Annotated in this window: 10 protein-coding genes and 1 pseudogene; 9 read left to right on the top strand and 2 right to left on the bottom strand. The window is 56.3% G+C overall.

The features are described 5' to 3' along the window. The first annotated feature begins 4 nt into the window (after positions 1–4). The 9 genes and pseudogenes from ACRZ91_RS08910 (at position 5) to ACRZ91_RS08870 (ending at position 10,305) form a co-directional block, all read left to right on the top strand. Positions 5–1,453, top strand: coding sequence for a biotin carboxylase (locus tag ACRZ91_RS08910; protein ID WP_480904391.1), 1,449 nt, complete (start codon positions 5–7; stop codon positions 1,451–1,453). Between the two features lie 8 nt (positions 1,454–1,461). Next, positions 1,462–2,454 carry a C45 family autoproteolytic acyltransferase/hydolase gene (locus ACRZ91_RS08905; protein WP_480904388.1) on the top strand — a complete coding sequence of 331 codons (993 nt, stop codon included), beginning with the start codon at positions 1,462–1,464 and terminating at the stop codon, positions 2,452–2,454. Positions 2,455–2,515: 61 nt separating this feature from the next. After that, a pseudogene (locus ACRZ91_RS08900) lies at positions 2,516–3,136 on the top strand (IS6 family transposase); the annotation flags it as partial. 382 nt (positions 3,137–3,518) lie between these two features. Beyond that, a complete protein-coding gene (locus ACRZ91_RS08895; RefSeq protein ID WP_480904385.1) occupies positions 3,519–5,618 on the top strand; it encodes a hydantoinase/oxoprolinase family protein in 2,100 nt (699 codons plus the stop codon). Then, positions 5,615–7,264, top strand: a complete 1,650-nt coding sequence (locus tag ACRZ91_RS08890; protein WP_480904383.1) for a hydantoinase B/oxoprolinase family protein — start codon at positions 5,615–5,617, stop codon at positions 7,262–7,264. Before ACRZ91_RS08895 ends, ACRZ91_RS08890 begins: the two co-directional genes overlap by 4 nt. Further along, positions 7,261–8,343 (top strand): pyridoxal phosphate-dependent aminotransferase, encoded by a 1,083-nt coding sequence (locus tag ACRZ91_RS08885; protein WP_480904380.1) that lies wholly within the window; start codon positions 7,261–7,263, stop codon positions 8,341–8,343. The genes ACRZ91_RS08890 and ACRZ91_RS08885 overlap by 4 nt, the downstream gene beginning before the upstream one ends. Then, positions 8,340–9,083: a maleate cis-trans isomerase family protein gene (locus ACRZ91_RS08880; protein WP_480904377.1), complete on the top strand. Its 744-nt coding sequence runs from the start codon at positions 8,340–8,342 to the stop codon at positions 9,081–9,083. The genes ACRZ91_RS08885 and ACRZ91_RS08880 overlap by 4 nt, the downstream gene beginning before the upstream one ends. Then, positions 9,080–9,283: a hypothetical protein gene (locus ACRZ91_RS08875; protein ID WP_480904374.1), complete on the top strand. Its 204-nt coding sequence runs from the start codon at positions 9,080–9,082 to the stop codon at positions 9,281–9,283. The genes ACRZ91_RS08880 and ACRZ91_RS08875 overlap by 4 nt, the downstream gene beginning before the upstream one ends. 53 nt (positions 9,284–9,336) lie before the next feature. Further along, entirely contained in the window at positions 9,337–10,305 is a 969-nt protein-coding gene (locus tag ACRZ91_RS08870; protein WP_480904371.1) for a D-2-hydroxyacid dehydrogenase, read from the top strand. 220 nt (positions 10,306–10,525) lie between these two features. Here the strand turns inward: ACRZ91_RS08870 and ACRZ91_RS08865 are convergent, their stop codons facing one another. Together ACRZ91_RS08865 and ACRZ91_RS08860 are read right to left on the bottom strand one after the other, a co-directional pair. Further along, positions 10,526–11,281 (bottom strand): globin domain-containing protein, encoded by a 756-nt coding sequence (locus ACRZ91_RS08865; RefSeq protein ID WP_480904368.1) that lies wholly within the window; start codon positions 11,279–11,281, stop codon positions 10,526–10,528. Positions 11,282–11,339: 58 nt separating this feature from the next. Further along, positions 11,340–12,461 carry an NAD(P)/FAD-dependent oxidoreductase gene (locus tag ACRZ91_RS08860; RefSeq protein ID WP_480904811.1) on the bottom strand — a complete coding sequence of 374 codons (1,122 nt, stop codon included), beginning with the start codon at positions 12,459–12,461 and terminating at the stop codon, positions 11,340–11,342. Positions 12,462–12,471 lie beyond the last annotated feature (10 nt).

The following is a 12,471-nucleotide window of genomic DNA, read 5'->3' as shown; positions in this document are numbered from 1 at the left end:
CCATATGCCAAAGAAGGTGCTGAAAAACATCTCGGAAATCCGCCGGTATTTTCATACCAACAAGGACCCGATCTACTTTGTATCGGCGACCAATTTCAACTTGTTGGGGCTGGATGAATGGGTGATGAACTTTACCTATATCTGCTACATGGATTGCTTTGACGGTCGACATCCGAACGTGTTCGTCCCTTCCGAGATGCCGCATGACGAATTCCAGTCGATCGAAGACATCAACAACTATCTGCTGCAGCACAAAGAGGTCATTGATCTGGTCAAGCGGCGCGGTGGCAAGCCCAAGTTTGTCTTCCTGATGTTTGACGAGACGACCGAGAAGCTCGTCAAGGAGCTGGGCGGTCAGCTTTGGTTCCCCAAGGCCAAGCTGCGAACCAAATGCGACAACAAGATCGAAACAGTTCGCATCGGCAATAAGGCGGGCGTACCTTCGGTGCCAAACACCCTGAGTGTGGTCAAAAGCTACGATCACCTGCGGAAAATCTGCGACAAGGCGGGTCTGGGCCACGATCTGGTGCTGCAATCGGCCTTTGGCGACAGTGGCCACACGACTTTTTTCATCAAGTCCGAGACCGATTTCAAAAAGCATGAGCACGAGATCGTCGGGGAAGGCGAGATCAAGATCATGAAACGGATCGATTGTCGCGGTGCAGCAATCGAGGCCTGTGCGACGTCCGAAGGCACCATCGTCGGCCCACTGATGACCGAGCTTGTGGGCTTTAAGGAACTCACCCCCTATCGCGGTGGCTGGTGCGGGAATGAGATTTTCTCGACGGCCTTCCCACCCAAGGCCCGCGAACAAGCGCGGCAGTTGACCTTCCAGTTCGGGGAAGAACTGCGCAAATCCGGTTATCGCGGGTATTTCGAGCTCGACTTCCTGATCGACAAGAAAACCGATGAGCTTTGGCTAGGCGAATTGAACCCCCGCATCACCGGCGCCAGTTCGATGACCAACCACGCAGCCTTTGCTCATGCCGATGCGCCACTGTTCCTGTTCCACCTGCTGGAGTTTTCGAAGAAACCGTTCGAACTGGATGTCGAGGAACTGAATGCCCGCTGGGCTGACCCGGACATGATCGACAGTTGGTCACAGATGGTGATCAAACATACCGATGACAGTGTCGACCGCATCACGCAGGCCCCGCAATCGGGGATCTACAAGATGCTGGAAGACGGGCGTGTGGTGTTTGACCGGTTCGACTATCACCGCCGCGCCGTGGGCGAGAATGAGGCGTTTTTCCTGCGCATCTCGAATGTTGGCGATTACCGCTATGAAGGGGCTGATCTGGGCATTCTGGTGACGCGCGGGCGGTCGATGACCAAAGGTTTCAAACTGACTGACAAGTCGAAAAAGTGGATCCATGGGATCACTTCGGCTTATATGGCTGAACCTCTGCCCGCTGCGCAACCGATGGAAGACCCCGCGTTCAAAATCATGTAGAAAGTCCTATGACGCTTGTTTTTCGTTCCATCGACGAGGCGCAGCCCGGTCCCAAGCTGGCCGGGCTGTTTGCCGAATACTGGCCCGCTTACTGCAAATGGTGGGCGCAAGAGGGGTATTCGGCCCGCCCCACTTATCGCGAATGTCTGCGCGCGCTGGAACAGCATATGCCCGAGATCATGCCACTGTATGAAGAGGTGGTTGAACTGGTCGGCGGCAGCGACAGCCAAGCGCGGTTTCTCAGCTTTTACTGCCCGCCGAAATACCTGTCGGGGTGCAGCCAGGCGGTCTGGCGCGGCAAGACACCTATTCTGGTGCGTAACTATGATTATCACCCCAAGACCTTCGATGCCGCCTTGCTTAGAACCCGCTGGGGTGAGCGTGGCGTGATCGGGATGAGTGATGGCGTACTTGGCCTGCTCGACGGGATAAACGATGCCGGTCTGACGGTGTCGCTGACGTTTGGTGGGCGGCGCGAGGTGGGTGATGGGTTCGGCGTTCCACTGATCCTGCGCTATGTTCTGCAAACCTGCGAAACAACCGCTGAAGCGGTTGAATGCCTAAGTCGTATTCCCTGCCACATGAGCTATAACGTCACCGTTTTGGACGCAAAGTACAATCATGGCACGGTGTTTCTGGCCCCCGACCGGCATCCGCAAATCTCTGACGTGCCGGTGGCGACCAACCACCAGGGCCAGGTGGAATGGTCGAAACATGCACGCTTTACCGCTACGCTCGAGCGGGAACGGTTCCTGTTGAACCGTCTCAACCAGCACCCCGAAAGTGAAAAGCGGTTTATCGACGCTTTCCTGCGTCCGCCTCTCTACTCCACGGCATTCAGCTCGGGGTTCGGTACGCTCTATACTGCTGTCTACCGACCAGCAACAAAGCAATTGCAACTGGTATGGCCAGGGACGAGCTGGGATCTGTCGTTTAGTAACTTCAGCGAAGGAAAGGTCAGCCTGATATTGCCGAAGGCGGAGGCGGAGGTCTCATACTAGCCCGGGTTTTGTCAGAAGAACTTTGCTTGAGCGGGGTAGGGCGGTTGCGTAGCTTTTGCCCATGACCAATCTTGCCTCTTTTAAGCACTTCAAAACCAGCCCCGAGATCATCCGCCTTGCAGTGATGCTTTACATCCGTTTCCCGCTCTCGCTTCGAAATGTCGAAGACTTGTTGCACGAGCGAGGCATCGACGTGAGCCACGAAACTGTCCGGTATTGGTGGAACAGGTTTGGCCCGATGTTTGCTGCTGAGATCCGAAGAAAGCGTGTTCAGCAGCTGCGCGTATTCTCCAAACGGAAGTGGTAAGTGGATGAGGTTTTTGTGAAGGTGAATGGTAAGCGGCATTATCTTTGGCGGGCCTTGGATCATGAGGGCGAGGTGCTGGAAGCCGTTGTCACCAAACGCTGAAACAAAGCTGTAGCACTTAAATTCCTCAAGAAATTGATCAAGCGACACGGTAAAGCGGTAAACGTCGTCACGGACCGCTTCGCATCGTACCGGGCCGCTCTCACAGAGCTTGGTGCTAACAAAAAACAACAGACGGGCAGGTGGCTCAAAAACCGCGTCGAGAATTCACATCTTCCTTTCCTACGATGCGAACGCGCGATGCGGCGTTTCAAGCGCATGCGAAGTCTACAGAAATTCGCCTCCGTCCATTCCTTTGTTTAGAACCACATCAATTAGGAAAGATCGCTAGCCAACGGGGGTGTATTCAAATTAAAGCGCACGGCCGCTCATCCAGATCACGCGATCTTCGCGTTTTTTAAAGGACGGCCCTATTGGTCTATCTGAGGCTGGTTCGAATCTGGCTGACGCACCCGCATGCTTGCAGGACATCTCCACATTTTTGTTGACAGCAAGTCCCGTACTCGGGCAGCGTTTTGGGAATGGAAAAGAGCAAGAGCGGCCAAACATGGCGCAAATCATGATTGCAAAACTGGGACGCCGGGAAACCGGCTGTGATCTGGTCGTCTAAACTGACGCTGGTAATGAACCGATTTGGCTTTTGCTGGACCGGGCATCCTCAACTCTTCTGCCTCTCCTGATATTGTGGTTTTTCTAGATGCACAACAAGAACGGGTTGCGCCTTGCCGTTGATATTGGCGGTACATTTACCGATACGGTTTTGGTCGATGAGCAAGGTCATATCCTTGCCACTGCCAAAACACCGACCACCTCGAAAAACCCGACACTTGGGGCGCTTGCGGGTGCTAAGTACGTATTGGACAAAACCGGGGCGGACTGGCCTCAGATCAGCGGCTTTATCCATGGCACGACACTGGCCACCAATGCGTTGATCGAGCGCCGCGGAGCAGTTGTGGCGACTGTGACGAGCGAAGGGTTTCGTGACATTCTCGAGATCGCCTATGAGCGCCGCTACAACCAATATGAGATCAATCTTGTTAAACCTGATCTGATCGTGCCGCGTGCGCGCGCTTTTACGATTAAAGGCCGAATGGACGCGCGCGGGCAGGAGTTGCAGCCGTTCGATGATGGGGCTGTTTCCCAACTGGCTGAAGAGCTCTCTGCTTGCGGCGCTGAGGCCGTGGCCATTTGCCTTATGCATGCCTATGCCAACCCGACACATGAGTTGCGACTGCGAGAACTTCTGCTGGCGGCGCTACCCGATCTAACGATTTCGCTATCGCACGAGGTCAGCCCCGAGGCGCGCGAGTTCGACCGGCTCTCAACTACCATAGCCAACGCTTATATCCAGCCTCAGATGGAAAGTTATCTTGCTGATTTCCAAGCGCGGTTTAGCGATAAGGGGTTGCAATGCCCGATCCTGATGATGACTGCGGGTGGGGGCATGACCACGATGCAAACCGCCGCGCGCCTGCCGATCCGACTTGTAGAATCCGGTCCTGCAGGGGGCGCCATTCTGGCTGCGCGCATCGCCGCCGAGACCGGCGAGCGCGAAGTGCTGAGTTTCGACATGGGCGGTACGACTGCCAAACTGTGCCTGATCGACCAATATCGCCCGCAGACAGCCCGAAAATTCGAAATCGCGCGTGCGGCGCGTTTCATCAAGGGTTCGGGTATGCCTGTACGCATTCCGGTGATCGAAATGATCGAGATTGGAGCAGGTGGCGGTTCGATCGCGCATGTGGATCGGTTAGGCCGCTTGCAGGTCGGGCCCGAAAGTGCGGGATCCGAGCCCGGACCCGCCGCCTTTGCCAAGGGTGGAACCGATCCGACGGTGACAGATGCCGATGTGTTGCAGGGGCTGATTGAACCCGGGCGTTTTGCTGAGGGACGGCTTGGGATCGATACGGACGCGGCTGAAACTGCGCTTGCGTCGGGGATCGGGCAGGCGCTGGAGCTAAACAGCGCACAGGTCGCCCATGGGGTCAGCGAGATCGTGGATGAGAACATGGCTGCCGCAGGGCGGATGCATGCGGTGGAATCTGGCAAGGATCTGGGCGCTCGGTTGATGATCGCTTTTGGTGGCAATGGCCCCCTGCACGCCACAAGGGTGGCGCGGCGTGCACAAGTCGATCGCATTCTGGTCCCGCGTGATCCAGGGGTAGGTTCGGCGGTGGGGTTCCTATTTGCTCCGGTCTCGTTTGAAATCATCCGCTCGCGCTATAGCACCCTTGAGGCGCTCGACCTTGAGGGGCTTAATGCCTTCTTCGACGCAATGATCAGTGAGGCTGAGGCCGTTGTGAGGGCTGGCGCACCAGAAGGGCGACTAACCCGGCAAAGGCAGGCTTTCATGCGCTATCACGGGCAAGGGCACGAGATTGAAATCACGCTACCTGACCGGGCCTTGAAAGAGGCGGACATTCCTGCACTTCGCAAGACGTTCGAGGAGGAATACAGCCGCCAATTCAGCCGCGCAGTGCCAGGCATGATTATCGAGGTTCTGAATTGGGCGCTGGAGGTAACATCAGAGCCACCCGCGCTGGAGCATTACCCTGAGACGCTTGAGAAAAATCCTGCGCGGCCAGATGGGCAGCGGCGCATCCTGTGTGATGTCACCGGTGAGTGGCGCGAGGCGGAGATCCACGAGCGCGCAGCGCTCAGGCCCGGCGACCAAGTGAGCGGGCCTGCCCTGATTATCGAGCCGCAGACCACGACATTCGTCAGCGCAGATTTCTCAGCCCATTTGGATGGCGGCAGTAACATTTGCCTCATACGCAAACGGGAGGGCAACCGATGAGCACGTCGAATACTCGCCTGCAGGTCATGTGGAATCGGCTATTGGCCGTGGTAGAGGAACAAGGTCAGGCGCTGATACGCGCAGCTTTCAGCCCCATCGTGCGCGAATGCGGTGACATTTCCGCTGGCATATTCGATCTACAGGGCCGAATGCTGGCCCAGGCCGTGACCGGCACGCCCGGTCATATCAATACCATGGCTGAAGCAGTCAAAACACTGCGCAGCCGCTTTCAGCTTCAGGATATGAGGCCCGGCGACATTTACTTAACGAATGATCCATGGATAGCCTCTGGGCACCTGAACGATTTCCTGTTGATGATGCCGGTGTTTTTTCGGGATCAGGTGGTCGGGTTTACCTCCTGCACCTCGCATTTAGTCGATCTGGGCGGGCTGGGAATGGGGCCAGAGGGCGCTGACATCTTTGACGAGGGGCTGCTCATTCCTCCTTGTAAGCTAGTGGATACGGGCAATCTAAACACACTTCTGATGGAGATAGTCAAAGCCAACTCTCGCGAACCCGTCGCCAATGAAGGCGATATCTATGCGCTGATCGCGTGTTGCGAGACTGGTGCCGCGCGACTTGCCGGCATGATGGATGAGTTCGGTATCGACCATCTGGACGAGCTGGCCGACTACATCATCGACACTTCATATCGTGGCACCGTTGAGGCCATTGCCCAGCTTCCCGAGGGGACGTGGCACACTGTGCTGAAGGTAGACGGGTATGAGCAGGAGATTGATCTTCATGCGACCCTGACCATCGGTGAAGATTACGTTAATCTGGATTTCAGCGGCACTTCCGGCCTGTCAAAAAAGGGTATCAACGTGCCGCTCAATTACGCCACCGCATATTCGGTGTTTGCCTTTCGCTGTATTATCGGGCCGGACATTCCCAACAATGCGGGCTCGCTTGAGCCATTCCACGTTACGGGGCCAAAGAACTGTATTCTGAACGCCCAAGCACCCGCACCGGTCGCCATGCGCCATACACTGGGGCAGATGACACCCGATTTGGTCTATGGCTGCCTGTCGCAGGCGCTGCCGGATTCTGTCCCGGCCGAGGGGGCATCATGCATGTATGACCTGCCGCTGCGCCATACACCCGAGGCGGTGTCTCGTGGGGATGAGCAGTTTGCACTGGAGCTTGTATTCAGCGGTGGAACCGGGGCGCGGCCTGATCTGGATGGGCTCTCGGCTACCGCCTTTCCGTCGGGTGTCTGGGGAAGTCAGGTGGAAACGACCGAAGCGGTCGCGCCTGTCCTGATCACACGGCGCGAGCTCATTCCGGACAGCGGCGGACCCGGGCGAACACGCGGCGGCTTAGGTCAACATATCGAAGTACGCTCGTCGCAGGACGAAGAATTCATGGTGTTTCTTTCGGTCGAGCGTGTCTTGAACCCTGCGCGCGGGCGTCAGGGAGGGGATCCTGGCGCACCGGGGCGCATCCGCATCGGCCATGACGGACCAGATCTGCCTGGAAAAGGTGAGGTTCGGGTGAAGGCAGGAGAAACCTTGCTTTTCGAAACACCGGGTGGTGGCGGTTTTGGAGATCCGCATGAGCGTAGTCGGAACGACGTTCGCCGCGATCTGGACGAAGGACTGATCAGTCAAGAAGCTGCGCGCGATATCTATGGGTACAAACCATGATCCGTTCGGTTGGGCATATATCCGCGATGTCACCTTATGCGCTGGCTCAGCTTGATGCACCGAAGGGGAAGCCCCTGATTTCGCTCTCTCAAAATGAAAGCCTACGCCCTCCCAGTCCCCTCGCGATTGACGCGGCCGCAAAAGCGCTGGAAGCCGGAAATCTCTACCCCGACCCAGAGTGGGGGGAGCTTCGCGCAGCGTTGTCGAGGCTCCATGGTATCCCTGCTAACGGCATCCTGTGTGGCTGTGGCTCGATGGAGCTGATTTCATGCATCACACAAGCTTTTGCGGATGAGCACAATTCGGTACTGGCCCCAGCGCATGCCTACCCGTTTTTCCGAACTGCCGCGCAGATAGCACGAGCGCGCTATGACGACGCTCCGGAAGAAGACAAGCGCGTTTCAGTCGATGCGTTGCTTGCAGCTATCCGGGACGACACCCGTATCGTCTTCGTTGCCAATCCCGGCAATCCTACTGGCACCCGCATCCCGCGCGCCGAACTGGTACGTCTGCGCGAAGGCTTGCCGCGCGATACCCTACTGGTGGTCGACGAAGCATATGGCGAGTTCACCGATCATATAAGAGAGCCCGTGTTCGATCTGGTCGAACGCGGCGATACGGTGGTTCTGCGTACTTTCTCTAAGGCGTATGGTCTGGCCGGGATGCGCGTAGGTTGGGGCTTGTTTCCACTTGAAATCGCCCGAGAGCTTCGCAAGGTGATGAACCCCAACAACATCACGATTGCCGGCCAGGCGGCTGCAAAAGCTGCGCTCTTGGATCAAGGATATATGCGCGAAACCTGTCGGGAAACGGCGAGATTGCGCGACGGATTGCGCCAACGGCTGCTTCAGGCCGGGCTAAATGTGCCTGAAAGTTTTACCAATTTCGTCCTGATCCATATGGAAAGCCCTGAAGCGGCGCACCACGCCGATCATGCCCTTCGGGCAGAGGGCGTGTTTTTGCGCCCGCAAGCCGGAGCTGGGCTTGCCGATTGCCTACGTGTAACCATCGGTGTCGCGGATCAAATCGACATTGCTGCGAGCCTTCTGGAGCGCCTGGTAAAGGAGGGATTATCATGACGAATTCTCGTGGGCGTGCCCGATTTGGTGTTCTGGTGCCTTTCACCAATACAAATCTCGAACCCGACATGACACTGTTGCGCCCCGATGGCGTGTCGATGCATTTCGCCCGTATGGGGGGCTATGATCAGGACAAGGTCCCCGATGCAGACCAGATGCACGGGCTGGGCGCAGCGGATTTGGACGAGTCGCTGCATCTGTTGCAGGGTGTACGTCCGGATGTGATCCTTTATGGCTGTACCTCGGCTACGCTTACGCACGGCCCGGTATTTGACCGAGGGCTTGCTGAACGGATCAAAGCCACGAGTGGTGCCCAAACTGTGACGGCGGCAGGCGCTTTGGTACACGCGCTGACTACACTGGGGGTGGGGCGTATCGGCTTTGCCTCGCCCTATGTGCCTGCGATCAATGACATGGCCGTCGAATTTCTGGCACAAATGGGTGTTGAAACCTTGATCCGCTCAGAGGTGGACAGTGATTTGGACAACTACGGACAGGGCGAACTGGACCCGCAGGCGGTGTTCGATTTGGGCCTTGCCGCCAACCATCCCGAGGCCGATGCGATTGTGCTGTCTTGCACTGACATGCGCAGCGTCGAGATCATCGCCCATTTAGAGCAAGCTGTGGGCAAACCAGTAATCACGTCTAATCAAGCAATGGCTTTCCGTGCGATGCAGCTTGCTGGAATCGGCGAGGCCTTGCCGGGGTTCGGTCAGCTTTTGGAAAGAGAGCGGCTATGAGTTTTGACCGGGTCGCTGAGCTCTCGCTCGCATGCCAGGACATGCTGCGAGGTGCTCTAAACTTGGGCGTAGCGCTGCTGATCGACACGGTTCGCATGGTAGCCGCTGCAAGAGGTGTGATGGTAGGGAGAGTCACTGTGGATTGTGCCTTTGCCACTCGCGGCACCGCGAAAGATGCCAGGGCGGTTGATGCGGCCTGAGACCAAATTTAGTGAAATGGAACAGCATGTCCGTGCTTCCGTGGAGGAAAACCATGTCTGACACCCCGCGTATCATTCTGCACAACAGCGACACGGCACCGCTTGCCGAAAGCTTGTGCGCCGTATTCCCAAAGGCAGATTATCGTGAATGCAACAGCTATGAGGGCCTTCCTGCGCTGATCGACAGCTATAAGCCCGAGGTCGTCTATTCGGTTCGTTTCGCGGGCACGCCTGGCTATCCGCGCGACGCGCTGTTTGGCCCGCAAGGCCCAAGTTGGATTGCCAATGGTGGGGCGGGTACCGATCATTACGGCCTGTGGGACCCTCAGAGGACTATCGTGACCAATGCTGCGGGTGTGGCCGCTGGGATGATGGCGGAATATATCTTTGGCGGGTTTTTGCATTTTACCCTGGATGTGCCTGGTCTGCAGAAAGACAAGGCTGCGCGGGTCTGGAACGCTCGTACGGTCAGGCCGCTCGCGGGCAAAACACTCCTGATCATCGGGCTGGGTCATACCGGTCAGGCGGTGGCGGCGCGCGCCAAGGCCTTCGGAATGAAAGTCCTGGGAACCCGCGCGCGCCCCAAGCCGATGAAAAATGTCGATGAGGTGCACGCAGCGGATGAACTGCATGACCTTCTGCCATTTGCGGATTTCATTGCAGTCTCGACCCCACTAATTCCAGCGACACGTGGCTTGATCGGTGCGCGAGAGATTGCGGCGATGAAGCAAGGCGTCATCCTCGCGGATGTTTCACGCGGCGGTGTGGTGGATCAAGCTGCCCTTCACGTAGCACTGAGTGCAGCGCATGTGGCGGCGGCGGTACTGGACGTGTTCGAAACCGAGCCTCTTCCCGAAACAAGCCCGCTCTGGGCTCTTGAGAACGTGATCATCTCACCGCATTGCTCATCGGTTTATGCCGAATGGGAACAGGCTTCTTTTGATCTGTTTATACAGAACCTGGATCGCTGGATGCGCGGTGAGAGATTGGTCAATATCGTGAACCCTGTGCGTGGATACTAAAGAAATTGACCTGACCTGCAGCCTATTTGGTTCGAAGCGCCTGTTTTCCTCTGGATCAATTTTCAAGTCAAGCCGCATAGCCGCGCTTGCCAAGCGACGCGGTTTCTGCACGGCACAAGGAACAATCATCGGAAACGGTCTGGCAGCTTCAACATTAGCGTTTGTTATGCTGCCAGGTGTTTCAGTGGGGTGATATGGTGTCTGGCTTGGATTGCAGGCGTCACATCATCAACGCTTTTTCAACAAGCGCCTGTTTGTCCGGATATTGGGACACGTCCACACCGTGCTCAGCCAGCGCGTCGCTTAGCTCTTGCGTGCTCAAATTTTCGATTGCTGCGGCCGTCATTCTCAGGAAGTTTATTCGGCGCTTTAGCTGTGCGTTCGTTTCACCAAAAATGTGCCGATCCTGGAAGGCGAATTCTTCGGCGTATTTTGTCATGAAGTATGACAGGAACGTGTTGAGGCTGATCCGCACGCGTGGATCATCTGTGAGCAGGTCCGCAGAGGCATCCAACGTCTGTCGCATCAGGGTGGCCCATCTTTCTGCCCCCTTGTCATTCATCAGTGCCATTGCGTTATGAGCGTGATGAAAGTTCAACCGGAACTCAGCGCCGTGGTAATAGGGGCCACCCCCCATGACATCGATCCACATGGATGCCTGGGTCGCAACATGGTGGTGCAATCCCCCAACCCTTTCGAAGACGGATGTGAACCAAGGCTCATCGGCAAACACGCGTTCATAGAATCTGGTGACTACGCCAACAATTGCATCTTGTCCCAAGACAGAGAATAGCTGCCAGAACTGAATCGGCTTTGAGGTGTCGCCCGGTGCAGTTAGCGAAACAACCTCTGCCATGCGGTGGGCGTCAGCGGGCAGCAGTCCATTTTCGATCGCAGCTGTGATATATGCCTGCTGAACGCGCTTACTCATATGCCCGTGGCTCGTTGGAAATTTCGGAAGGTCGACACGTGTCATCAGTTTATGTCCTGGCAGTCTCTTGTCGGGAGGTGAATTGTGGGGCATTCAGCCCATCCTATCGCCCGAACGCCTTGCGATACTTCGAAATAAAAAGGTCTTTTCCCTTCATCTGGCGCGTGACCCAATCGCCAACAGTCGCAAATAGCCAGCTGTTCCCGATTTTGGGACCAAGGGGCAGTAAGATCGGGGCTTTTTTCCATGGCACATATGGCTTTAGATCCTCGATCGACTGGCCTTTCAGTGCTTGTTTCAAGGTTTTGATTAGCCACGGATTCTGTCGGGATATTGCCACAATGGTCATACCGTCACCGATATCGGCAATGTCCCCTGCGATGAAGACGTTCGGGTGCTTGGAAGGGCGTAACCATTTGTCGGTTTGTATCCGGCCAGAAGGTGCCGTGGCGACCCCGGAAAGCGTTTGCGCCAAAGCCGTATTTGGCCTGGATCCGATCACAGGAAACACCAGATCAGCACTAATCACCCGGCCATCGGTCAATTTGACCGACCCGGCATAGGGTCTGTCCAAGTGTAGCAAGTTTTCCGCTCTTTGGCCCAGAACGATGTTCACGCCGGCGCGTTCCAGCTTGCGTTTCAACTGCGCGCCCAACTTTGCCGGGTACATTGGAAACAAAGTGTTATCTGAAGAAACCAATGTGATGTCTTTGTCGGGTTGAGCTGCGGCGATTTCCCCTGCCAACTCGGTGCCGACCGCACCTGCTCCGACGATGACAACCGATTTTGCTGACGACAATTGTAAACTAACCTCAGCACTCGCCTCGCGAAAATCCTTAATGCTGTTCCCTTCGGGCTTGAAAGGCGCGGCATAGGACGAACCTGTCGCCAGGACGATGTAATCGGCGGTATAGATGGTTCCGTCTTCTAACGTAATTTCGGATTGTGTAACCCTTGAGGCCCGACCGCGAATGACGCGTCCGCGCATCAGCAAACGATCATAGGGCAGAATGATCTGATCCAACAATTCGGGCTGCAAAAGTGCACGAATGGTCGCTGGCGGCTGCACAAAGGCTTCGCGTTGCTCGATCAGCGTGACATCAGCGTATCCATCCAGTGCTTTGGCGACCTCAAAGCCAACGTATCCACCGCCGACAATCACGACTTTCTTCTGGGTCATCTTCTTCCTCGTTGCGTTCCGTAAGTCTGAGGCGTAGTTAAAAATACAAGATCAA

The sequence above is a fragment of the Ruegeria sp. O11 genome (assembly GCF_056535285.1).
Note: the sequence above shows the minus strand (reverse complement) of the source record. Positions and strands in the feature narration are given on the sequence as shown.